Raw genomic sequence first — 22269 nt, 5'->3', positions numbered from 1 at the left:
TGGATCACCGCGTGTCACCTACACCAGGACCTAAATTAATACCCAGCAGAACCACCCTATTCCTGGTACCCACTAGGTTCATTGCCCTGTTTATGTCCTCAATGGTTGGTTCGTCATTCAGGGAGGATCTTATGTACGCAATGTCGAGTAGATCGCCACGTTTCACGTAAATCAGGAAGTAACTTGGCATATCCACGGCCAGGTCATTCATGTTCATGTCATTGATTATCTTAGTCCTCACACTGTACTCCAAGAAAGAAATCATGCCTCTACTTATTGTTCGTTCCTCTACGTAATTCCTGCCCACAAGCACCACCTTAGCCTCTGTACATTGATGAAGTGAATCATAAATCATCTGAAGCATGTCATCAATGGGTCTCTTGCCGTTCTTTGGTACAAGTATTCTCGATGACGCATTCATGATGAATACGGGGCATGAACCATAATCGCCCCTGCTAATCATCATTAACTCATTAACCCTGGCACTGGTTAACCAATGGATCATCGATGCTGGTTTCTCATAGTCATACTCAATCAATGACCTAAGGTCACCTAACCTACCTTCCATTGTAGTACCTAGTTCGGTATAACCGCCAATACTCACCCCACTACCAGTTTCATGGGTACTCCTCGGCCTTATAACAATATTAACACCATCACTGGATAACATGCCTTGAATGGTTAGGAGACCCAGTGGTTCCTCAAGTGTGGCTATGCTGTAAATGATCCTGGCAACGCCAATCCACCGACCGATCAACTTCACGGCATACTCACCGCCATTTATCCTAATCTCTTGCGTGCTGGTTAATACATGGGGTGAATGTATTAAGGCCAACCTTACCATTGGGCGTAGTGGTATTTTCGATACTAACTTAATGCCAATCGTTGATGATGTACCTATGATAAGTTCTACCCTGTCTTGGCTAAACAATAGTTGCGTATATAGTATTGTTATGGTCATTAATAGGTACCATGATAGTACGTACGTTGTAAACACAATGAATAGCATCAGACCGAAGTACACACCAAATTGATTATTCATTAATAGGCCGATATACGTAATTCCAGAGAACAATAGGTACATCACCAGTAATCTATCGCTTGGTATGATACGTATCATGATTTATGAAGCACCCTCTCCATTAATGGTGTTGGCACCTGCTGGAGTAATTGCCTTATCACTACGTTGGGGTCAACACCCGTTGTTATTACCCTATGGTTTAACACATAGGGTGCCAATAACTTTACGTCGTCAGGTATTACGTAGTCTCTACCATTTAATAATGCCCAGGCCCTAACCAACTTACTAAGGGCCTGCGTTGTCCTTGGGCTCGCGCCAAGCTTCACATCATGGGCGCTCCTTGTAGCCCTAACTAGGTTTACGATGTATTTAATTACTGAGGCATCAACATGGACTGAGCGCATTAACGACCGTAAATTCATAATATCTTCCCCACTCAATACGGCATTTACGGAGTCAACACTACCCAGGTCTACGTCCTCCGCCAGCCTCAACTCAACCTCGTCCCCTGGGTATCCTAGTCTTATTCTTATCATGAACCTGTCCAGTTGTGCCTCCGGTAGTGGGTATGTTCCCTCGAGCTCAATGGGATTCTGCGTGGCTATTATCATAAAAGGCTTCGGTAACTCATAGGACTTACCACCAATTGTCACCTGGCCCTCCTGCATAGCCTCAAGCAAGGCAGACTGAACCTTAGGAGGAGCCCTATTAACCTCATCAGCAAGGACTATATTCGCGAAAATGGGGCCGAATCTAACTTCGAAGTCGCCAATCTTAGGATTGAAAATAAGGGAACCAGTTATGTCACTGGGCAGTAGGTCAGGCGTAAACTGAACCCTGCTGAAGGAGAGGCTCAATGCCTTAGCAAAGGCCTTAACTAACGTGGTCTTGGCCAGCCCCGGATAACCCTCAATTAGGGCATGGCCACCTGCGATTAGGCATGCAAGTAGGAGTTTTGCTTCGTTTTCGTAACCAATCACGGACTTAGAGACCTCCTTTATCAATCTATCCGCGGTTTGCCTTGCATCCATTGCACTCATTATTTATCTACCCATGCCCAGTGCATTTTAAATTCATCGCGTCTTTACCTTACTTATTAATAGGTATATTAAGAAGCCAACAATCCAGGGCAGCGCGAGTATTAAACCAGTGATTACTGAGGAAATCTCATTACCAGGGATAGGGCCAAGCACGGAATTAACTTGGGAGGGTATCGGCATGTACATGACCCACTCATCACCAACGTATGATTCATCCCATAAAATACCCATAGCTGAGTTGAAGAAATAAAGCCCGTCCTTATTCGTACCGTAAAAGCCAAGGGCAATCCTGGTCGGTATACCGTAATTCCTCAATACGGCCATAGCCGCCGCAGCAAAGTCGATCACCGAACCCTTACCGGCAATAAATAAGTTACCTGGACCTACCGAGTAAGTCACTAAGCTGTATTTACCGCTCGACAATACACTAAATACGTGATTGACAACGACCATCGAGTCATTACCGGAGTACTTTACTCTAAATACATTATTACTAATATCACTAGGTATGGAAATACCACCGGGGCCTAGGTATTCCATGGCATACAACAAGCCATACTCACTACCTGGATAACCTATTACTTCCTTGCACACATACATCGTGTAATTCACAGCAGTAACTGGGGACTCGGCAACCACCACATCACCTGGTTCAAGGAGCATCAACTCCGTTTGGGGTGACGTCCCCACTATTGATACGTTACTCACGAAGTAGGTTAATGGGGGCTGGGTATTAATGACGACGGGTATCGGCACCACCTGCATCGGGTTACCATACGTCGCGTTAATCCTATACTCACTGCAATCATAGCCATTGCTGAACCAAATAGTTAATGGTGGCATTGAGGCTTCAACGGTGATCAGCGGCAATGTGTTTAGTAATGTCCCATTACCATACACATTAAACACCAGGTACCTTAGGTAGACGGGCACCTTTGATTGTACCGTTGCCTCAAAATACGTGTAATTACTTAATGCAAGCACTGTGGGTATTCTTATTGATTCGTAACTGGCTATTGGCATGAAGTAACCCGTAAATACTGAACGAACCAGTACACCACTATATGTGCCAATAAGGGTGGCATTGCCTATCCTAAGCACACCTACAAAGTCACCCTGGTACTCTCCCTGGGTGGCAATTAAGTAACCTGAGGAATTAGTACTATTTACTTGGTAAATACTTATTGAGAAGGCGTTCCCAATGTATGTTAGTGAGGCGTTCAGCGGTATCATTGATGCATTACCCTGCAATAAACCATTACCCAACGCACTGAGCAGCAAAAGCATTATTAATAGCCCCATCAATAAATAGTGAATAATGCAAATTAATAAACCATTCATACCTGTATTAACAGCGCTGCTCTTGATTATTGCACTTTTTACACCGCTTTATGCAATTGGTGGCACTTACGTGGGTTTTTACAACATTATTAATTGGCCCGTGATTAGCGTTGTTCTTTACAATGGTACATCAACAGGTAATGGCGTGGTGATAGTGATAACTCCCGAGAACCCATTGAACCAGCAATATGAGGCCTTTTCAGGGATTGGACTGATTAGTGATCACTACTTTTTAATTAATGGCGTGATCTACGCAAATGGCACAATAAACATAGCCTCACTAACACCAGTAAACGCATCAATGAGTTCAGGTGGTGTGAGCAATGCAATTAGCGGAACCGGTAATAATTCGGCATATGGAGGTTTCGAGCATGTGGTTATTGGTGGTCGAACATACGGCGTAGGGCAAATAAGAATCAGGCAGTTACCGAGTGGTCTTAAGGGCACTGGCATTGCCAATAACGGCACTAACCAGGCGGTTAATGCCGCACCCACGCCCACGCGATTCACCGCAGGTGGGGAACCCACTAGGGCTTCATCATTAAGGGCCGTCTTACTTGATTCCTCAGTAATTACCACATTATTACTAATAACCATACTAATTTTAACACCCTTCATAGAACTGGACTCACGTAATTACAGAGACTGCATTAATACATCCTTTACAGGGTTAGTAAGGAGACTTGGTCTCAGGAATCCCTCATTAACCCATAGAGACATTGGTAATTACTTGGTAGGTAGCTTGGGTGCTAATAATGATGCCGTTAATAGGCTAATTAATTATTACGAAGTGGCTATTTACGGCAATGGGGATGTTAACTGTGAGGAATTTAAGGAATTAGTTAGGGCTGTACTTAATGAGGTTCGTAGGAGGAGTCGATGAGGCAGGTAGAGGCCCCATTATTGGACCCATGGTTATTGCGCTGGTGGTTACCGATGACATGGACAAGGTAAAAAGGCTCGGTGTGAGGGACTCCAAGGAGTTAAGCCCACGAGGTAGGGAACAACTATTCAATATACTCAAGTCTGTCCTGAATTATATGGATTACGAGGTTATTGGGACAGGGACTATTGATGAGTACGTATACAGGAATGCGCTTAATAAGCTCGAGGCAGAGGTTACTGTTAAGCTCATTACCAAGGCCATGGGTAGCTTAAGGCTTTACACGGTTTATGTGGATTCGCCGGATCCAAGAGCCGAGAGGTACGGTGAATTGATCAGGAGGGGAGTCAATGGTGACGTAGAGATTGTGTCCATGAACAAGGCTGATAAGTTAATACCCATAGTCTCTGCAGCGAGTATAATAGCCAAGGTTATTAGGGACACCATTATTAATGAACTACATAGAGAATATGGCGACTTCGGCAGTGGGTATCCCAGTGATCCGAGGACCATAAGGTTCCTCAAGAATTGGGTTAGGGAACATGGTGACTTACCGCCCATCGTAAGGAGGAGTTGGTCCACGGTTAAGAAAATACTGGGCGGCCTGGATAATTACATTTAATGCTCATACGGCTCACTAAGTATAAATACCTTAAAGATCTTCTTATTCCCAGTATGAGGACTGGTTTGATAATTGCCATAATCGGACTCGTGCTTATGGTAATCGCTTTCACCGTACTATCAATACTTAACAACATATTATTACCATCATCCCTCTTCATAATAGGCTTCCTCCTTAATATCCTGGGTATACTAATGATTAACAGGGACATCGAAAACCTAATACTCAAACTTGAGGTACAGAGCAGTAAACCAAGCCCTGAGGACATAAGAAACAGGCCGCTTAGGAAACCAAAGAAATGATAACCCAATTAGGCGGCATTCACGTACATTTATTACACTCTTTAGGCGGCATTTTTAGTAATTCTTATTTACCAATTACCTAGGTATAGAATAACGGTGATTTCGTGAAATCAATACTAATAACTAGCGGTACCAAGGGTGGTACTGGTAAGACCACAATAGCCGTGAATATGTCCGTAATCCTAGCCTATGAGTTAAGGGACAAGTCACAGTATCCAGTGGTTCTCGTGGACCTGGGCCTGGATAGTGGTACAACGTCGATGCTGTTGTTGGGCGGCATTGAGGAGCAGGTGCCATATAGCTTAGCCGATTATTTCATGGGTAGGGTGCCTGACCCATTATCGACACTCTATGTAAAGACTTGGCAGATCAATGGCGATTCATTTAAGCTGGTTTTCACGGCTTCACTAAGCCCGATCCCCGGGCAGGTGAAGATTGATAGGTACCTACTTAGGGGTTTAATGAATGCCATAAGCGCCGTGTCGCCTCTATACGTATTGATAGATACGCCAGCCCTTGGCCTGTCATACGATGTATTGGCCACATTACTTGAGGTCAGCACTAACGTGATGCTTGTGGCGATACCAGACCGCAGTAGCTTAAAGGCAGTTGGTAATGTCGTTAATTTAATGCGGGAAATGGGTATAATGGGTAGGTTGATAAAGCCAATACTCAACATGCTCAATGTTAAGTACCCCATGGACGCCCTCAGTAACTCGCCCTGGACAAAACTGATGAGGGATATAGTGGGTATTGAGCCGCACGTTATACCCTATGACGAGTTGTTCATTATAGCCAGGCAAGCCCTGGAGATAGAGAGCCTGAAGTTATCCTTCTACGAGTCACCTGCGCTGGACTCCATCTTCAAGTACGTGGATTACCTAATTGAGGCGGTACCGCCTGGCTAGTTGGGCTTGGAAATATCAATACGGGACGCTTGTTGATAGTCCTGACATTGATCCGAATAGGGCGTTTGCTAGGAATGGCGACATTGCGTAGACTATAACCACCATTATTGTTAATACCACTGCATGCCTGAACCCAAGCGATAACTCACCCTCACCGAGTTTCCCCGCTATTAATCCCATTATGAAGGAGTCAATGGTTATTGTGAAGGAGAATGATGTTGCCAGTAGGTTAACCAGGTAATTAGACGTGGAGCCTGCCGTAACACCACCAGGGCCTACCCTAGTGACTATGGCTACGACTGAGAATATCAGGACAACGAGTGTCACTATCAATATGACGGCTCCTATGTACGGTACGTACCTTAGGGGCCTCAGTCTGGCTTTCATATTCTCCTGAACGCTGATTATAGACGATGCAAAGTTGGCGAGCATGTCTAGGACTTGGGGTGAAGCACCACCGAGGTCTATTGTCTCTGTGAGTAGGAACGTGAAGATCTTTGAGTAGTAACTATGTAGTTTATTCATTACTGAGGAGAGCACGTCCCTTATCGGCACGCCATACCTAATCTGCCTAACCATCGTGTCCAGGTACTTATCAAAGGCGCCATACTTCCTGGTATACCTTAGGGTCTCGAAGGTTTTCTCCGGGGTGAAGCCACTCTTCCTAAGCTCAGTGACATCCCTAAGGAACTCCGCATACTCCTTATCGATCTCCCATCTCTCCCCAACTACTCTCATTGAGTATAGGGCTGTCGGTATGAAGGAAATGGCGAGGGTTAGTCCAAAGACTATCGTGTAGTCAAGTGGTATGGGAAGCCCACGTACATAGATCCTACTGCTCAAGTCCCTGTGAAAGAGAACCATGTACTCAATCATCCCAAGTATGGCCGCCACAGCAATGGAACCACCGGCCCACTTATACGGCCTGTAATCAGTGTATGGGGACCTAAAGGCCGAGACCTCCCCAAGGTATATGAAGGCAACGGATATGGCTGGCACGATGAATAGACCAAACATGAAGTTCGAGTTTATTGCCTGCATGAAGGCGGCATATCTATTGCCGAAGGGTGTCACGGCCTGGGCCAGGTAAAGCACGTCGAGGCCAATTAGGAGGATTGCAGCGGACCCTATGTAACTCTCCATGAGCATTCCCAGGAACTCGGCAGCCCTGTTCATATGCTCTATGGCGTTACTAACTATGTCGTGGAGCCTTGTGTTTATGTAGTGAACCACGTCGCCCCCGGTCCTCACTGTAGTCACGTAGCCACTGATGAACTCCTTAAGTGGCCTACTCTCTATTACAGAGGATACGTTGGACAATGCCGTAAGCGGGTCTTCACCGAAAACCTTAAACCTAATGTACGTCCACCTGGCCACCTTACCCATGACTTCGAGGATCTTGGCCTCAGCGATCCTCTCCACGGCTCTGAACACGGAAAGCCCGGAATTGGTTATTGCAGAGACGTAAGCCACGAAGAATGGTAGCTCGGTATCCACCTTAAAGGCTAGGTCGCTTGCGGTTATCCTGGGCATGCCGATCATTAACTCATACACAATGAGTGGTGCGGATATGAGGACTATGCCCATTATTATGAAGACAAGATCCCTAATGCCGTATTGCGTCGAGAACAATAGCTTCATTTTTAGAAGGATCAGGGCATTATTTAGGTTCATCATTATGAGGATCACGCCAAGCGGTGCGGCTATTACGAGCATTATCATTGTTATGAACATGACCCTGGCAAGGTACCTCTCAGGGCTTGTGAAGGATAGGGACGCATTAAGGCTCCTCAGCATTTTTTCATAGGTCTTTGTACCCCTTAGTCTGAGTATTAATGGTCCCATTATTGATAGTGCAAGTTCGTCGAGGTCCACATTCTATTCTATAATTTCAACCCTTATAAATCTACCTCTACGTGAGAAGCCACAATGCATTTGCAAGGATATAAATGGCAAAGGCCATAATACCTAACGCAGAGATTAGCTTAACGGCAAAATCAACCCTGGAACCACCATAGACCTTACCAACATAGACGGCGTACGGAAACACAAGGACCCAAATAAGTATGGCCGTGAACAAACCAACAACACTAAATATACCAAAGATGCTCATGAAGGATAGCCCCGCCGTAAGCCACCAAAAGACTTGGTACGGATTCGTTAAACCCATGGAGACTCCCATGAAGTAATTAAGGAATGGAGACCTATTACTACCGGAATTCCTTGGTGAAAAGGTGGACCTAAGTATTGACACTGCAAGGTAGATCATCACCGCAAAGCCAACGAAGTAAAGGTAATGCGCATAATAACCCAAAACCCTTGAAAAGAAGTAGGTAATGACCATGAGTATCCCATCAGCAGACATGGCGCCAAGGCCAACGCTGGTGCCGTGAATCGGCGAACGGGTAGCCTCGGCAGCAATCAAGGCATTCATGGGACCAGGAGGAGCTGCAAGGAGGAAACCAAACGCCATCCCAAGTGCGAAATCATAAAACTGCTGAAGCATTGATTTAATTCACTATTACCTAAAATTAAAAATTACGCTAAAACATACAACGCGACCCACAATTATGGGGATTGGACCCGGCAGGCAATGAGGGATACTTGATCTATTGATGCTTAGTAATTTGGAAATAAAAATTAATAATTTTAATTTAAACTATGCAGTGGTTTGTATGCTTTTTGCCTTAGTCATGTCATTAAGCCTTGCGAAATATATGGCAAAGGGCCTATATGCCAGGTGCGACCACTTGGCGAAGGGTACCTCTAACACGAGTAGTGGTGTTACGAAACCAAGGTGTACCGTATATGCTATGTAAGTCTCCATTGGTAGTCCCAGGTACTTAAACACGTCAACCAGTACTCCAGTAATCACTACAAGGTATAGCAAGGTTAGGAAGAACCAATCCGTGGAGTGGGAGTACTGCCTCATTACTGCGTTCTTCTTTATACGTCCATAAATAGCGTATCCAGCGCCAACGAGCAATACTGCTAATGCTATGTATCCGCCAAGCCTTATCGGGTTGTATATTGGGTAAAGGGCATTTGTCTGGAATAGGTCCAGGAATACTATTACAAATATGAATATTGTTGCATAACCATAAACAATCAATATATGCATCACCCAGTTCAGCGTGTTCCTATTGCACCTCAACATCCTGGCCTGTGTTAGGAAGTGCGGTATCACGGTACTTACCAACTCCCTTATATACGTCATGAAGGGTATGCCTTTAACCGCAACTGTGAATTTATACATCCTATAAACATTAGTCAGTAATAAGGCGGAAAGCACCACCAGTATTGCCACGTCACCTAGTTCAACAATATGCGGCGGCAGAAAGGAATCTAGATCCACCCCCGTGAGGATGATTGGCCCGTGTACGAGGTATACACCGAGCACTGTAATGGTAAAGAGGAGGATCGTTGAGACAAACTCCACTACTTTTGACCTGTAGAACCTCCTTGAGAAGCCAGTGAAATCATAACGCGTGGTTAAGTACCTCCTAACAGCCATCATGAAGCCCGCTGGATCTGCACCCCTTGGGCATGATTCAGTGCACTCACCGCAGTAGTAGCATAGCCAGGGTTCGGTACTTGAGACCAACTTATCCTCAAGCCCAAGCATTGCATACCTTATTATCTTCCTTGGGAACTCATGCCCCTCCTGAGACAGTGGGCATGTCGCTGTACAGACACCGCAACTATAGCAAGCCGATACATCAAACGCGCCTAATTCCCTTAACTCATCCATTAACTTAGGGTTCACCTTAGCCATGGGTCTCACCCCTCAACCTATACCTATAATAACCATCATCAGTCTTCTCGGCAGCCTCGATTAATCCATACTTAAACATAGTCATGAGATGCCAAAAGACAACGCTCTCAGGAAGCCCTGTTTTAACTGATATCTCCTTCACGGTTAATTCCCCACCCCCTCTTAGGCAATTAATGACCTTGTTTCTTACTGCCGTTAATTCCTTAACGTAATCCGTAAGCTCCTTAGGCGGTTGAACCCCAAGTTCCCTCTTTAACCTATCCATTGTGAGTTCCCTCCTAGGCATGGGCACCACCCGCTGCCCTTATCATATCCTCAACTTGCGTGTTCCTAAGGCCCCTAAGTTGCATGGCACCACTTGGACATACGGCAACGCAGGCACCACAACCCTTACAAAGCGCCTCATTAACCCACGCCCTCTTACCACCTACCTCGCCCCTAATCTCAATGGCGCCATAGGGGCATTCACTCACGCATAAACCAGATCCCCTGCATTTATCCTGATCAACAAAAGCAACAAAGGGTTCTAACTCTGTATATCCCTTAAGGACCAATGACATGGCCTTCGCCGCGGCCGCCGATGCGGATGCCAGGGTCTCACTGATACCACGTGGCGCCTGCGCAGTACCGGCAATGAATATTCCACTTAGCATTGTCTCCACAGGCCTAAGCTTTGGATGAACCTCCTGGAGAAAACCATCAATACCCCTGGATGTCTTCAGCTTCTCTGCAATGCGTACCGTACCATCCGATGGCTCCATTCCAGTAACAAGAACTACTAAATCAACGGGTAATTCCAACTCTGTATGATCTGTTAAAACATCCTTAACCTTAACAATGGGTTTGCCATTATCATACAAAACCTGGGGCTCTCCCTCGTCAACGTCATACTTTATGAATACCTGTCCCTGCCTACTTGCTTCTTCAAACAAGATTTCATTTATTCCATAAGACCTAACATCCCTAACTACATGGTAGATCTTAACGTCTCTCATTAACTCCTTAATAGTTGTTGCGACATCCAGTGCGGCTACGCAACAGTACCTTGAGCAGTACTCATTCGCTTTTTTGCCTTCCTCTCTCCTTCGTCTACTTCCCACGCAGTAAATGAAGGCTATACTCCTTGGTCTCTTACCATTAATAACCACATCACCGTACTTGTTGATCAAGCCCACCAGCTCCTGAAGTGTAATTACACCGGGCAATCCATACCCATACTCACCCTTTTCAGGTTTGTATGGCTTAAATCCGGTGGCTACGACTATTGCACCAACCCTTAAATGAACAACCTGTGGTTCCTGCGAAAAATCAACCTTATCACATGCCTTAGTGCACAGACCGCATTTATCACATAACGCCATGTCTATTGCAGGTATTTCGGGGTATGCGCCATTGAATGGCGGTAGCACTAATGCTGTTCTCTCGGAGATCCCAAAACTGAATTCATCCCTGGTCTTCCTCGAGCATATCCTTTTAAGTTCCTCAATCTCTTGTTCATTAGGCCTGTCTCTGAAATAACGTGGGTTCACCCTAATAGTAACATCGAAGTTACCCACATAACCAGACACACCCTCTACCTCGGCATTCGTGTATATAGCCACACTACCCACCTTCCTAAGCACCTCTATTAACCCCCTCACTACATCAATGGCTGTTTTCTCGTAGGGAAATACCTTAACCCTACCTATTTTAGCTGCATTGCCGCCAAGGAATGGGGCACGCTCAACAAGGTATACAGTGAGCCCTGACTCAGCCAAGTCCAGCGCCGCCCTTAATCCAGCAATACCACCACCAATCACGAGCACCGAACGCTCGCAATCCACCCTAATCCTGTTAAGGGGTTCGGCACGCCTTAGGTATGCTATAGCCGCCCTAACCTGCCTTATCGCCTTATTAGTGGCCTCCTCCTTATCGTTCTCATGAACCCACGAACACTCCTCCCTAATATCAACGTGGTAATACATATACGGGTTACCGCCAGCCCTCGTTATCGCGGCCCTAAACGTCGCCTCATGAAGCCTTGGAGAACATGAAGCGACAATAACTGCATTTACCTTACCACTCCTTATATCATCCTCAATCAACTTCTGACCGGCCTCAGAGCACATGAACATAAAGTCCCTAGCAACCACTACATCCCCTTCCTTACGAGCCTCCTCAACAACCCTCTTTACATTAACAACGTCAGAAATATTACCGCCGCAATGGCACACGTATACACCGACCCTGACCCTATTACCTTCCTCCATTAGCGACCGCCTCAACTGGTACCGCCTTTTCCTGCCTGAGTGATTTTAGGTAAGCCGCGCACCTCGCCGCGGCTGACGCAGCCTCTAGTATGGTATCAGGAATGTCCTTTGGGCCCGTTGCACAACCCGCTGCGAATATACCCTCTATATTCGTCTGGGTAGGTGTTGATGGATCCACCCTTATGAATCCTAGTTCGTCCACGGCTAATTTTTCTCCATGGATTGTCGAGATAATATCATCATTACTTGGCAATAGGCCCACGGATAAAACCACTAAGTCATGCTCTGCCGACTTCACCCTGCCCTCATCAATATCTTCATAAATCAACCTCACATTGCCATTGGGTAACCCTTCAATCTTAGCCACCCTACCGCGCACGAACTTAACGCCCATTGCCTTGGCCTTCTGGTAAAACTCCTCGAAACCCTTACCATAGGCCCTTATATCCATGTAGTAAATAGTTACATCAGCCAACGGTAACGCACCAAGGATTAGCTGGGCCTGCTTTATTGAGTACATGCAACAAACCTGGGAGCACCTTGGGTTACCCACTGTCCTATCCCTAGATCCAACACAAAGCACGTACCCAATGCTATTTGGCTCTTTACCATCTGATGGTCTAAGCACTGAGTTGAATGGTCTCGTTGGTGATAATAACCTCTCCATCTGCATTGCGGTTATAACGTTGGGGATCTTGCCATAACCATACTGCTCCTTCCTCTCGGCAGGGAATAACCTATACCCAGTGGTTATTATTATTGCATGAGCCTTAACCCTATATATCCTGGGCCTCTGCATGAAGTCAATGGCGCCAGCGGGGCACGCCCTTTCGCATTGCCCGCAGAATATGCAATTATCTATGTCAATTACGGCCTTCTTAGGCACTGCAGTATCAAATGGAATATACGCAGCCTTCCTTCCCCTGAGGCCATAATCATACTCCTTAGGTAAAACCACAGGACAAACCTCCTCGCATGTACTACAGCCTGTGCATAGCTCTTCATTAACAAACCTTGGTTTTCTCAATATGGTGATCTCAAAATCACCTTTACCCTTAATATCGATCCTTGTGATCTCTGAGTACGTCCATAGAACTATATTTGGGTGGTGAGCCACGGCGGCCATTTTAGGAGTTGAAATACAGCTTGCACAGTCAAGCGTTGGGAACACCTTACTCAACAGGAACATCTTGCCTCCAATAGTGGGCTCCCTCTCAACAAGCAATACCTTAAACCCCATTTCTGCCAGATCAAGCGAAGCCTCCATGCCCGCAATACCACCACCTATCACCACAGCATCATAATTAAGCAGACCTGGGGTGGGTTCCGCCTTCTCAAGGATCCTCCGTGACATATTACTCCTCATGTGTTCTCACCTTAATGGGCCCTAATTCCATTAATCTGGAATAGAAATCGTTCACCAACCTAGTAAAGGCCTCACCACATACAGAGCATATGGCAGCCATCTTAACCCTCTCGGGCTCTATACCCTTATTGCTCAGTAATTCCTGGGCCTCCCTAACACGCTTTGCGGTCCTATTAGTGCAATCCGTTAGGTATGGGCAGTCCGTACCATCAGCAGCTACGAACACCCCATCAAAACCACTCTCGAGCGCCAGTGCAATCCACTCGGGCCTTATCATAGATGAACATGGGACTTTAATGATTGTGGTCTGGGCAGGATAACTCAGGTGCATCAAACCTGCCGAGCATACCCCAGGGTCTGAGATTATGTTAGTTGTAAAAATAAGAATTTGCGGATTTGATTTTTTAAGAACCATCTCATGTCACCCCACCCATTACTTCATTCTCTTTACGAATATTCTCCAGTAACCTGGCTCCTCAATCGTGCCTAGGTACACATGCCCCATCTTCCTAGCCCAAAGAGGTAGGTCCCTCTTTGTTCCGGGATCTGATGAAAGAACCTCAAGTATACCTCCAATTGGCACCTCGGTTATTGCCTGCTTCGCAGCAAGTAGGGGGCCAGGGCATGACATGCCCCTGGCATCCACAGTCTTACTTGGCTTGAGCCTCCTAAGCTCCTCCGGACTTAATTCACCCTTTGTCTCGCTCATGTTCCATCACCTACACGAAGAGTGTTATGTCGGCCTCAGACATCTTATCCACCCACTCACCTGCACCTATTATGTCATCAACCAAGTCAACGAAATCCTCCTTCCTGGCGTTCCATATAGCGGCCGCCGTGGAGCACACATAGATCTTTAAGTTACCCGTCTTCTTAGCTTCCCTCAATAAATCGAACCATGACGGCAACTTCAATTCCTGCAGTCTCCTACCCACCTCAGGACCCAGGTTCTGAAACTCACTGAAGTTCATGTTCTTCTGAATAACATCCTTCCTGAAGGTGTACGCTCCCCACAATTGTAGGAATAATTCAACTTCCATACCCATGGCCACCGCGCCGGAAACAAGCATGGCCAATCCGGTTAACCTATCCACACTTCCTGAGAACACGGAAACCGTCATCCTCTTCTGTTTACCACCCATACTATCACCAGTCCTTATTATATTCAAGTGAATAATAAACTGTATTTCACGTCAAATGTAGAATAACAAAAATATTTTAGTACTTAGTAATATGATAAAAAGCAATAAGTTAATTTAATACTACGAACTTAAATAAAACTAATATATTGATTATTCATATCTATACTTTTCTAAACACAACGTTAACTCTCATTCAATCATTCTCCCAAATCCAATGGACGCTAATATGATGAATAATACCGCAAATATCATTAATGCCAATAAATCAATTGTTAGCCCATTGAGGGAGCCTATTATCATTGATTTCCTCAGGGCGTCAACGGAATAGGTCAGTGGATTTACGAGTACGATAACCCTGATTGGCGTAGGCATGATGTTTATTGGGTATATGGCGTTACTCGCGAAGAACAGGGGCATTGTTATTGCCTGCCCAATCCCCATAAACCTCTCCCTAGTCTTCATATAGGAGGCAATCCATATTGAGAACGCTGAGAATCCAATGGCCGTAATTACCACTATGAATAATGAAAGCAATAGATAAATTGGGTTCGCCTCGATCCTAACGCCTAATGCTATGGCTATTGGCATTATTATTACGAACTGGAACAATGCCCTTTATTGATGCTGAGGACCTACCAAGTATAATGGACACGCGGGAAACCGGCATCGCCAGCAGCTTCTTCAAAATCCCAGACTCCCTTTCCCAAACAATTGTTAGGCCATAGAATATAGATACGAAGGTCACAGACTGCATAATCACGCCAGGCGTTATGAATGCGATGTAGGGAATACCACCGGTGGGTAATGCCCTAACCCTAGCCATCACGGGGCCAAAGACAACGAGCCAAAGTATTGGCTGAACAGCCCTCGTATAAAGCTCAGTCCTATTATACTTAAGCCTACGAGCCTCAAGCTCCACAAAGGCAAGAATAGCATTAATGAAATTGCCCATACTCAACCCCTCATAACAGCTTTCCTAACAGTCCTCAACTCACTCATACTACCCTCAATCTCACTAATCCTCTTACCGACGTATTTCAGGAATACGTCATCAAGTGATGGCTTATGTACTGATACCCTCCTTATCGATATACCATGATTAAAAATAGTACTTATTAATATAGGCAATGACTCATCGGCATTCCTCACCATAACCCTAACAATATCCTCATCAATGATATTAACATCTATAACACCATTACTAACCTCCTTCAATACCTTCATGGTTAATTTAGCGTCATTAACCGCGAACTCAACAACGTCATTACTGACAGAACTCTTCAACTCATCAATAGTACCCAGCGCGATAACCCTACCCCTATTAAGTAACGCAGCCCTACCGGCGTACATCTCCATCTCATCCATGTAATGAGAATTAAAGAAAATGGTAATGCCCCCTTCCCTATTAAGCGCAATTAACTTCTCCCACACAAGTCTCCTGGCCGCTGGATCCAGACCAACCGTTGGCTCGTCCAGGAATAAAACCTCAGGTTCGATTATCAATGCAGCGGCGATCTCTAACCTCCTTATCATACCACCTGAGTACGTACTAACCAATCTATTGGCAGCATCTGTTAAATCCATGAGCTCTAAAACCTCCCTAATCCTCCTACGCGCCTCATTACCAGTTACTCCATAAACCTTTGAATAAATGAGTAGGTTCTCATAACCAGTCAAATCCATCCAAACACTGAACTCCTGAGGAACATAACCAATAACTCTCCTAACCTTATCACCCTCCCTAACCACGTCATAACCCATCACATAGGCCGAGCCAGAGGTTGGCCTTATCTGTGTCGTCAATATCCTCATGAGTGTAGTCTTACCAGCGCCATTAGGACCAAGCATAGCAAAGGCTTCACCCCCCATCCACACTCAATGAGACACCATCAAGGGCTTTTACGCCATTACTATAGATCTTAACTAAATCACGTACCTCAATGACCTGCATATAAACCAATTACGTAGAGGAACACGTGTCATTTAAATTACCTACTCTTGATATTTGCATATTTATGAGACAGGGCGTTGAATGTGTAGTTAATAATGGCATGTTATTAAAGATAAAAATCTATAAAGCATTACTTCTATCTATAATAAAATGAAATAATATTTAATTATTATAACTTGTTGTAGAAAAGCTTATATATTTGGATCATTAAAATATAATTATGCCCACATTAAAGAATAGGGTCGCAATAGTCACGGGGGCCGGTCAAGGAATCGGTAGGAGCATAGCCCTGAGGTTGGCAAAGGACGGTGCTACTGTCGTTGTCACGGATATAACGGGCAAGGAGAATGAAACCCTCAATGAGATAAGGAACCTTGGCGGCCAGGGAATGGCATTGAGACTCGATGTTACTGATCCAAGGATGGCCGAGGACGTGGCCAAGAGGGTCTATGACGCGTATGGACGCATCGACATTCTAGTGAACAATGCCGGGATATACCCATTCAAGTCATTCCTTGAAATGACGTTTGACGACTGGTATAAGGTAATTAACATAAATCTAAACGGTACATTCAACGTGACGAGGGCCGTAGTGCCATACATGGTTAAGCAGAAGTACGGTAGGGTAGTGAGCATATCATCGGTAGCAGGAAATATCATGGGTTTCGCAGGATTAACGCATTATAGCGCATCCAAGGCGGGCATTGTAGGTTTCACAAGGGCCCTAGCACTGGAATTGGCCCGTTATGGAATAACCGTAAATGCAATAGCCCCTGGCTCCGTTAGGACGCCAGGCGCGATGCAGCCGGGTAGTGAGGAACAAGTAAAGATGATGGAACAAATAATACCACTGGGAAGACTTGCGGAGCCAGAGGACATAGCATCCGCAGTGGCCTTTCTGGCATCAGATGATGCGAGTTATATTACGGGAGCCCTAATAGTGGTCGATGGAGGCTGGACAATAACATAAACACAGCAATAAATGCCAATACCTCCAGGTTAATGCTGATTTTCGTACCACCTTAAACCCACACCAATTTACCACCAGACGCCTCATTACTCATATTAAGTTCTCTTGAGTACTACTTTAGCGGTAAAGATCGTTTTCTTAGGTATTTTCTTAGGGTTGTTAGTGTTTTACCTGATTTCATAGAGTATGATGAGGTTGCCGCCAGCATCAATGAATTGCTCCAGGAATTGATGACTCACGGACATGCATTGCAGATGATGATTAATGCGCCTCCGAGGAACATCTACACCAAAACGCACTAATTAGTCAAGTTTTAATGCGGTGTATGTATACTGCTTGAGAAAAGCGCTTATTAGTTTGGCCAGCGTTTTTACCAGCGCAGTGCCCGTACTCGCTAGGTCTAAGGCTTGGCACAATGAGAGGACAACAACACCAAAGGAAGCGAGTACAGTGCCGGGAAATAAACGACAGGGACCAAATAAAGTGGGCGTTCGAAAACAGTAAGGTAAAGGTAAGGAGGGTGATGAGGTGTGAATAATGGCTTTGTTCATGAGGAGAAGGTCAATATTAGGCTTGCTGATGCACTGAATGAGTTGGGCCTTGACTGTAGGCCTGAGAGGGTTAGTGGTAGGCGTAGGCCAGACATCAGGTGCTTCCACAACGGCTTAATAATCGGCATTGAGGCATCCTACCAGGCGCCTGATGCCGAGGGCGATGCAAGGAATAGGGTTGACCAGGGGCTTGTCGACTTAGCAATAGCCCTGCAATACCCAATTAGGTACCGTGATGTGGCTGGTAAGGAACTCGTGGAGCAAATCAAGAGGTCGCAATTCAACGTAAAAATCATCGTACCCAAGTACGTTAAGATGGGCTCCTTGCTTCAGTTCATAATCCAGCAATTGGGGAGGAAGAAATTGTTGACCGAGTGGTTCGCCGTTGATATACCCACATTAATCAACGTAATTAAGTACGCAGTGGAGTACCTAATCCAGGAGAGTGAGGTTGAGGAGGAATTGGAAAACACCATACAGGTAATTAATAATTTCGTTGATTCATTAAAAAACCGTGGGGTGTATGAGGGTATTTACGAGGTTATGTACAGGTTATATGGAATGCAAAGCCCGAGGGATGAGGAACTAGTCCTAGCCCAGGCAGCACTATCATCACTACTAACGGCGACATTCTACGAACACATTAGGAACACTCACCCAAGGCTAGGGCCATTGAGTGTGTATGTGGAAAAATACGGTGCAATTGAGGGCTTCAAGAGGGCTCTTGATGAATTACTGAAGATTGATTATAGGGAGGCCGTTAGATTGGCAAGGGAGATTCTCGATAGACTGCCGTCAAACGCTACTGGTAGGGTTAGGGATTTGATTGATAAGGGTGTTGGCATTGCTCAAAACAGGACGTTCCTTAGGCGCGATTTCGCAGGTAGGGTCTATCACAGGATCACTGGGGATATTGCGACGAGGAAGGGCTTTGCAACGTTCTACACGCAGGTACCCGCCGCGTACCTACTCGCCACGTTAGCAGTTAGGGCATTACTGGGCCTTGAGGATGAGATCAAGAGGGCCATTGATGGGGTTGGTGATCCCGAGGAACTCATACGTAGAATTAAGGAAGTCAAGGTTGCAGACCTAGCCTGCGGTAGTGGCACACGGGTTGACTGCAATGCACTGCCGAAGAGCCCCATTCCCAATTCAGTACCCATGCTCTGCAGTGGTGAGGAGGAGTTGAGGATGACCATGCTCGTTAAGCCAAACGCGTGGGTCGTGGGCAGTGGGCCCAGGGCTGAGAGAATAATCAAACTGAGGTCTAGGCTACTGGTCCCCGATAGGGTTAGGTGGAATACCTGGAGGGTCATTACTGTTTACGGCGATGAACCGTTAATAGCCAATAGGTTCTTCATGGTTAAGCTCAAGGACGAAAATGCGAGTAAAGAAAAAGCGTTAGTGACCTGGTTAAACACTACATTTGGATTATTGATAATATTGGCTAATAGGGAGGAGACCGAAGGAGCACTAACAAGGTTAAATATTGGTCAGTGGAGAGCGTTACCAATACTTGACGTAAGTAAGTTAAGTAATAATAGACTTAGCGTAATAGCTGGGATCTTCGATAATTATGCAAATACGGAGTTCAAAAGAATACCAGAGCAATACGGTGATAACCCAGACCCTACCAGGCTAGGTTTTGATCTTGAGTTCCTAATGGCATTAGACCCAGGAATCAATGAAGGCAAATCAAAACAATGTTTAATCGAATTATATAGGAGACTAGGTATTGCACTACGAACGTGGATTGACAAAGATGCGTAATAAGTACAGGGGTTATTGGCGTCCTTCTTAGTACCCACTAGGTATTTAATGAACCTAACTCGAACACCATGGGGATCCTACTCAACCATAAAGCTCGCAATAAGCCATACCCAACTACTACAATGGGCATGTGCATAAGCCATCCGTAGCAGAGAAGGCATTGAATTGTGATGCGTTGATAAAGGATAGAACGTAGATTTGGCGGGCCCGGTGGGATTCGAACCCACGACCTACGGCTACCCCCCTAGGACCGGAGGCCGCCGCTCTACCTGGCTGAGCTACGGGCCCTGCACCAGTAGTACCTCTGTTTAGGATTTATTTTTTCCGGTTTTTCGGACCCCGCCTCTCAACTGCCGTGCGAGGTAATCCTTAAAACACTGTTATTAATAATTAATAAGTTGATTATTATGTTCGAGGCCAGTAAGTACGACACGTGGTTTCTAAGGAATAATTACGTGCTTGAGTCCGAGATTTTGCTCCTAAGGTACATGCTTGAGCCCAACCCAGGTAGGGCTTTGAGTGTTGGTTGTGGCTCTGGGCTTTTTGAGTTTATTCTCAGGACTAGGTATGGGATTGTTATTAGTGATTGTGTTGAGCCTAGCCCAGCAATGGCTGAGGTTGCCAGGGCTAGGGGGCTTAATGTTAGGATTGGTTATGCCGAGGAGCTACCCTTCGAGGACTCCACCTTCGACACGGTGATACTCAATGGCGTGCTGGACTACGTTAAGGATGATGTTAAGGCAGTTAGGGAGGCCTACAGGGTGTTAAAGCCTGGTGGACACATTGTGGTTGCCGACGTGATTGCCGAGGGCTCCTACGGACTACTCTATAAGCTTGCCGAGCTCCTCGGCTCGTGGGATGACCCGTACATAGCCAGGGTTAGGCCTTTGAACCCATACCCAATTGAGTATGTTAGGCAGGCCAGGTGGCACACGGTTGATGAGATTAGGAAATTGCTCGAGGACGCCGGCTTCATAATTGTTAAGGTTGCCCAAACACTGACTAGGCACCCAAGGTACTCAAACGAATCCGTTGAATACCCAATTGACGGTTATGACAGGGGTGACTACGTGGCATTCAAGGGATGGAAGCCCTAGGGATTGGTTGGCTAATTGAAACTGGCTTCTTTCTACTTTGAAATTCTACCTCTTTTTAACAATTATGCTAGTTTAATTTGGTTAATTCAGTAAATCTTCCCAACAATACTTTTATATCTCATGTGTAGAAAGAGAATTCAATAATGAATAATAACCACCAGGTAAACCCACTGATCATTGCAACACTGGCAAATACCCTAGACCTACTAACAAGCTACATAGACTTCTCCGTATTCAAAATGGTGGAGCTCAACAACTACGCCACAACAATGCACTTAAACAGCTACGTAGCCGCAACCCTCGCCTTCATAACATATGAAGCAACCATAGCCCTAATATACCTAATAACACTCAGGTACCCAATCACAAACCCAGCGCTGGCGGTATTCATAACCATGAAGTTCATAGCCGTGGCCGGCAACATAACAGCAACAATGGGCTTCTACCAAATAAACAATGCCCTAATAACCATGAGCAGGGCAGTAAGTACCTTAAATACCTAATTGGGGAATAAAAGCTAAGGAGAAAATGAAATATCCAGGAAAAGAGGAGCAGAAAACAAGAAACAGAAACAAGGACAAGGCAATAAATCCCTCAATTCTACTCATGTAAAAAGAGCCACATAGGAATAGAAAAAACAGCAACAAACACACGCTAGAATTTATTAAGTAGTTGAAAGACCAACAAACGTATGGCAACAAAAATGAATAGAAAGGGTATATCCAACGTAGTGGCTACGATAATACTCATAGCCGTGGCAATAGCACTGGCAGTGGCAGTCGCCGTATGGGTCTTCGGCCTAGCAGGTAGCGCGTCAAAGACCGCGACATTACAGATACAGGCAGTTGGTTTAAACAATACTGCAAATATAAATGCTACTGCTAATAGTTATGCTTATCTTTCGCTGCTTGTTAGTAACCCATCATCTGCAGCCATTGGTATTAACGGCTTCACACTCGGTAGTCTAAGCTGCGTGTTCAACCAACCACTCTCAATACCTGCCGGTACACAGGGTGAACTACTAGTAATTAAGTTAGCCGGCTCAAATGGTAACTTCACAGGAGTAAGCAGCATATACTTAGGCGTTCAGCAATCATCAATAACTGCAACATGCAGCGGAAGACAGGCCGCGCAGGTAGGCATTCAATACAGTGGCTATATAACAACCGTTAGCGGGCAGACGTACCCATTCACAGTGACGGCAACCTCGTAATACGACTAATGCCTTAAACTGTTTCGTTAAAAATTCAATTCTTTTTGTTTTCTCTACAAAACTTATAC

Annotated in this window: 24 protein-coding genes and 1 tRNA gene; 9 read left to right on the top strand and 16 right to left on the bottom strand. The window is 45.4% G+C overall.

Features of this window, described 5'->3' with window-relative positions; genetic code table 11:
• Positions 1-4: 4 nt before the first annotated feature.
• The 3 genes from Vsou_RS09255 to Vsou_RS09245 are packed head-to-tail and all read right to left on the bottom strand — an operon-like array spanning position 5 to position 3363.
• Entirely contained in the window at positions 5-1120 is a 1116-nt protein-coding gene (locus Vsou_RS09255; RefSeq protein WP_188603699.1) for a DUF58 domain-containing protein, read from the bottom strand.
• Complete coding sequence (locus Vsou_RS09250) at positions 1117-2052, bottom strand: AAA family ATPase (RefSeq protein WP_373286826.1); 936 nt, start codon at positions 2050-2052, stop codon at positions 1117-1119. Before Vsou_RS09250 ends, Vsou_RS09255 begins: the two co-directional genes overlap by 4 nt.
• Positions 2053-2094: 42 nt before the next feature.
• Complete coding sequence (locus Vsou_RS09245) at positions 2095-3363, bottom strand: transglutaminase-like domain-containing protein (RefSeq protein WP_188603701.1); 1269 nt, start codon at positions 3361-3363, stop codon at positions 2095-2097.
• A gap of 16 nt (positions 3364-3379) precedes the next feature.
• On the opposite strand from Vsou_RS09245, the gene Vsou_RS09240 reads away from it, so the two are divergent.
• The 4 genes from Vsou_RS09240 to Vsou_RS09225 all read left to right on the top strand — a co-directional run bounded on the left by Vsou_RS09240 (position 3380) and on the right by Vsou_RS09225 (position 6117).
• A complete protein-coding gene (locus tag Vsou_RS09240; protein ID WP_188603702.1) occupies positions 3380-4285 on the top strand; it encodes a DUF4129 domain-containing protein in 906 nt (301 codons plus the stop codon).
• Complete coding sequence (gene rnhB, locus Vsou_RS09235; protein ID WP_188603703.1) at positions 4260-4907, top strand: ribonuclease HII; 648 nt, start codon at positions 4260-4262, stop codon at positions 4905-4907. The genes Vsou_RS09240 and rnhB overlap by 26 nt, the downstream gene beginning before the upstream one ends.
• A gap of 53 nt (positions 4908-4960) precedes the next feature.
• Positions 4961-5209 (top strand): hypothetical protein, encoded by a 249-nt coding sequence (locus tag Vsou_RS09230; protein WP_054843573.1) that lies wholly within the window; start codon positions 4961-4963, stop codon positions 5207-5209.
• 104 nt (positions 5210-5313) lie between these two features.
• Positions 5314-6117, top strand: a complete 804-nt coding sequence (locus tag Vsou_RS09225) for a nucleotide-binding protein (protein WP_188603704.1) — start codon at positions 5314-5316, stop codon at positions 6115-6117.
• A 15-nt stretch (positions 6118-6132) separates the two neighbouring features.
• Here Vsou_RS09225 and Vsou_RS09220 read toward each other — a convergent pair whose 3' ends face one another.
• From Vsou_RS09220 to Vsou_RS09165, 12 genes are all read right to left on the bottom strand, one after another.
• Positions 6133-7992 (bottom strand): type II secretion system F family protein, encoded by a 1860-nt coding sequence (locus tag Vsou_RS09220; protein ID WP_188603705.1) that lies wholly within the window; start codon positions 7990-7992, stop codon positions 6133-6135.
• A gap of 37 nt (positions 7993-8029) precedes the next feature.
• Positions 8030-8623, bottom strand: coding sequence for a LysE family translocator (locus Vsou_RS09215; protein ID WP_188603706.1), 594 nt, complete (start codon positions 8621-8623; stop codon positions 8030-8032).
• A 153-nt stretch (positions 8624-8776) separates the two neighbouring features.
• A complete protein-coding gene (locus Vsou_RS09210) occupies positions 8777-9892 on the bottom strand; it encodes a 4Fe-4S dicluster domain-containing protein (protein WP_054843519.1) in 1116 nt (371 codons plus the stop codon).
• Positions 9885-10178, bottom strand: coding sequence for a helix-turn-helix domain-containing protein (locus tag Vsou_RS09205; protein WP_188603707.1), 294 nt, complete (start codon positions 10176-10178; stop codon positions 9885-9887). The genes Vsou_RS09210 and Vsou_RS09205 overlap by 8 nt, the downstream gene beginning before the upstream one ends.
• Positions 10171-12141, bottom strand: a complete 1971-nt coding sequence (locus Vsou_RS09200) for a CoB--CoM heterodisulfide reductase iron-sulfur subunit A family protein (protein ID WP_188603708.1) — start codon at positions 12139-12141, stop codon at positions 10171-10173. Before Vsou_RS09200 ends, Vsou_RS09205 begins: the two co-directional genes overlap by 8 nt.
• Positions 12128-13507 carry a CoB--CoM heterodisulfide reductase iron-sulfur subunit A family protein gene (locus tag Vsou_RS09195; protein ID WP_229709877.1) on the bottom strand — a complete coding sequence of 460 codons (1380 nt, stop codon included), beginning with the start codon at positions 13505-13507 and terminating at the stop codon, positions 12128-12130. Before Vsou_RS09195 ends, Vsou_RS09200 begins: the two co-directional genes overlap by 14 nt.
• Positions 13497-13922 carry a hydrogenase iron-sulfur subunit gene (locus Vsou_RS09190; protein ID WP_188603709.1) on the bottom strand — a complete coding sequence of 142 codons (426 nt, stop codon included), beginning with the start codon at positions 13920-13922 and terminating at the stop codon, positions 13497-13499. Before Vsou_RS09190 ends, Vsou_RS09195 begins: the two co-directional genes overlap by 11 nt.
• 18 nt (positions 13923-13940) lie before the next feature.
• Positions 13941-14216, bottom strand: a complete 276-nt coding sequence (locus tag Vsou_RS09185; protein ID WP_188603710.1) for a sulfurtransferase TusA family protein — start codon at positions 14214-14216, stop codon at positions 13941-13943.
• A gap of 10 nt (positions 14217-14226) precedes the next feature.
• Positions 14227-14649, bottom strand: coding sequence for a DsrE/DsrF/DrsH-like family protein (locus Vsou_RS09180; protein ID WP_229709878.1), 423 nt, complete (start codon positions 14647-14649; stop codon positions 14227-14229).
• 189 nt (positions 14650-14838) lie between these two features.
• Positions 14839-15237: an ABC transporter permease gene (locus tag Vsou_RS09175; RefSeq protein ID WP_264890703.1), complete on the bottom strand. Its 399-nt coding sequence runs from the start codon at positions 15235-15237 to the stop codon at positions 14839-14841.
• Complete coding sequence (locus tag Vsou_RS09170; protein ID WP_264890702.1) at positions 15209-15601, bottom strand: ABC transporter permease; 393 nt, start codon at positions 15599-15601, stop codon at positions 15209-15211. The genes Vsou_RS09175 and Vsou_RS09170 overlap by 29 nt, the downstream gene beginning before the upstream one ends.
• Positions 15602-15603: 2 nt before the next feature.
• Entirely contained in the window at positions 15604-16497 is an 894-nt protein-coding gene (locus Vsou_RS09165) for an ATP-binding cassette domain-containing protein (protein ID WP_229709879.1), read from the bottom strand.
• Between the two features lie 323 nt (positions 16498-16820).
• Here Vsou_RS09165 and Vsou_RS09160 point away from each other — a divergent pair, with 323 nt between their 5' ends.
• A complete protein-coding gene (locus Vsou_RS09160) occupies positions 16821-17570 on the top strand; it encodes an SDR family NAD(P)-dependent oxidoreductase (RefSeq protein ID WP_188603712.1) in 750 nt (249 codons plus the stop codon).
• Positions 17571-18100: 530 nt separating this feature from the next.
• Positions 18101-19891, top strand: a complete 1791-nt coding sequence (locus tag Vsou_RS09155) for a hypothetical protein (RefSeq protein WP_264890701.1) — start codon at positions 18101-18103, stop codon at positions 19889-19891.
• Between the two features lie 199 nt (positions 19892-20090).
• Here the strand turns inward: Vsou_RS09155 and Vsou_RS09150 are convergent.
• Positions 20091-20179 (bottom strand) — tRNA-Arg (locus Vsou_RS09150).
• 119 nt (positions 20180-20298) lie between these two features.
• On the opposite strand from Vsou_RS09150, the gene Vsou_RS09145 reads away from it, so the two are divergent.
• The 3 genes from Vsou_RS09145 (at position 20299) to Vsou_RS09135 (ending at position 22201) form a co-directional block, all read left to right on the top strand.
• The gene (locus Vsou_RS09145; protein ID WP_188603976.1) at positions 20299-20988 is read left to right on the top strand and encodes a class I SAM-dependent methyltransferase; all 690 of its coding nucleotides are present in this window, start codon (positions 20299-20301) and stop codon (positions 20986-20988) included.
• 143 nt (positions 20989-21131) lie between these two features.
• Positions 21132-21491, top strand: a complete 360-nt coding sequence (locus tag Vsou_RS09140) for a hypothetical protein (RefSeq protein ID WP_054844708.1) — start codon at positions 21132-21134, stop codon at positions 21489-21491.
• Positions 21492-21679: 188 nt separating this feature from the next.
• Positions 21680-22201, top strand: a complete 522-nt coding sequence (locus Vsou_RS09135) for an archaellin/type IV pilin N-terminal domain-containing protein (RefSeq protein ID WP_054844709.1) — start codon at positions 21680-21682, stop codon at positions 22199-22201.
• The last annotated feature ends 68 nt before the right edge of the window (positions 22202-22269 follow it).

Source organism: Vulcanisaeta souniana JCM 11219, from assembly GCF_026000775.1.
In the GTDB taxonomy this organism is placed as follows: domain Archaea; phylum Thermoproteota; class Thermoprotei; order Thermoproteales; family Thermocladiaceae; genus Vulcanisaeta; species Vulcanisaeta souniana.
This window is presented reverse-complemented; position numbering and strand designations above follow the sequence as displayed.

What these genes read in the sequence shown, in the direction of transcription:
- Vsou_RS09255 (WP_188603699.1), bottom strand. Translation starts at nt 1,120, where the DNA reads ATGATACGTATCATACCAAGCGATAGATTACTGGTGATGTACCTATTG.
- Vsou_RS09250 (WP_373286826.1), bottom strand. Translation starts at nt 2,052, where the DNA reads ATGGATGCAAGGCAAACCGCGGATAGATTGATAAAGGAGGTCTCTAAG.
- Vsou_RS09245 (WP_188603701.1), bottom strand. Translation starts at nt 3,363, where the DNA reads ATGGGGCTATTAATAATGCTTTTGCTGCTCAGTGCGTTGGGTAATGGT.
- Vsou_RS09240 (WP_188603702.1), top strand. Translation starts at nt 3,380, where the DNA reads ATGCAAATTAATAAACCATTCATACCTGTATTAACAGCGCTGCTCTTG.
- rnhB (WP_188603703.1), top strand. Translation starts at nt 4,260, where the DNA reads ATGAGGTTCGTAGGAGGAGTCGATGAGGCAGGTAGAGGCCCCATTATT.
- Vsou_RS09230 (WP_054843573.1), top strand. Translation starts at nt 4,961, where the DNA reads ATGAGGACTGGTTTGATAATTGCCATAATCGGACTCGTGCTTATGGTA.
- Vsou_RS09215 (WP_188603706.1), bottom strand. Translation starts at nt 8,623, where the DNA reads ATGCTTCAGCAGTTTTATGATTTCGCACTTGGGATGGCGTTTGGTTTC.
- Vsou_RS09210 (WP_054843519.1), bottom strand. Translation starts at nt 9,892, where the DNA reads ATGGCTAAGGTGAACCCTAAGTTAATGGATGAGTTAAGGGAATTAGGC.
- Vsou_RS09205 (WP_188603707.1), bottom strand. Translation starts at nt 10,178, where the DNA reads ATGCCTAGGAGGGAACTCACAATGGATAGGTTAAAGAGGGAACTTGGG.
- Vsou_RS09200 (WP_188603708.1), bottom strand. Translation starts at nt 12,141, where the DNA reads ATGGAGGAAGGTAATAGGGTCAGGGTCGGTGTATACGTGTGCCATTGC.
- Vsou_RS09195 (WP_229709877.1), bottom strand. Translation starts at nt 13,507, where the DNA reads ATGAGGAGTAATATGTCACGGAGGATCCTTGAGAAGGCGGAACCCACC.
- Vsou_RS09190 (WP_188603709.1), bottom strand. Translation starts at nt 13,922, where the DNA reads ATGGTTCTTAAAAAATCAAATCCGCAAATTCTTATTTTTACAACTAAC.
- Vsou_RS09185 (WP_188603710.1), bottom strand. Translation starts at nt 14,216, where the DNA reads ATGAGCGAGACAAAGGGTGAATTAAGTCCGGAGGAGCTTAGGAGGCTC.
- Vsou_RS09180 (WP_229709878.1), bottom strand. Translation starts at nt 14,649, where the DNA reads ATGGGTGGTAAACAGAAGAGGATGACGGTTTCCGTGTTCTCAGGAAGT.
- Vsou_RS09175 (WP_264890703.1), bottom strand. Translation starts at nt 15,237, where the DNA reads ATGCCAATAGCCATAGCATTAGGCGTTAGGATCGAGGCGAACCCAATT.
- Vsou_RS09170 (WP_264890702.1), bottom strand. Translation starts at nt 15,601, where the DNA reads ATGGGCAATTTCATTAATGCTATTCTTGCCTTTGTGGAGCTTGAGGCT.
- Vsou_RS09165 (WP_229709879.1), bottom strand. Translation starts at nt 16,497, where the DNA reads ATGCTTGGTCCTAATGGCGCTGGTAAGACTACACTCATGAGGATATTG.
- Vsou_RS09160 (WP_188603712.1), top strand. Translation starts at nt 16,821, where the DNA reads ATGCCCACATTAAAGAATAGGGTCGCAATAGTCACGGGGGCCGGTCAA.
- Vsou_RS09145 (WP_188603976.1), top strand. Translation starts at nt 20,299, where the DNA reads ATGTTCGAGGCCAGTAAGTACGACACGTGGTTTCTAAGGAATAATTAC.
- Vsou_RS09140 (WP_054844708.1), top strand. Translation starts at nt 21,132, where the DNA reads ATGAATAATAACCACCAGGTAAACCCACTGATCATTGCAACACTGGCA.
- Vsou_RS09135 (WP_054844709.1), top strand. Translation starts at nt 21,680, where the DNA reads ATGGCAACAAAAATGAATAGAAAGGGTATATCCAACGTAGTGGCTACG.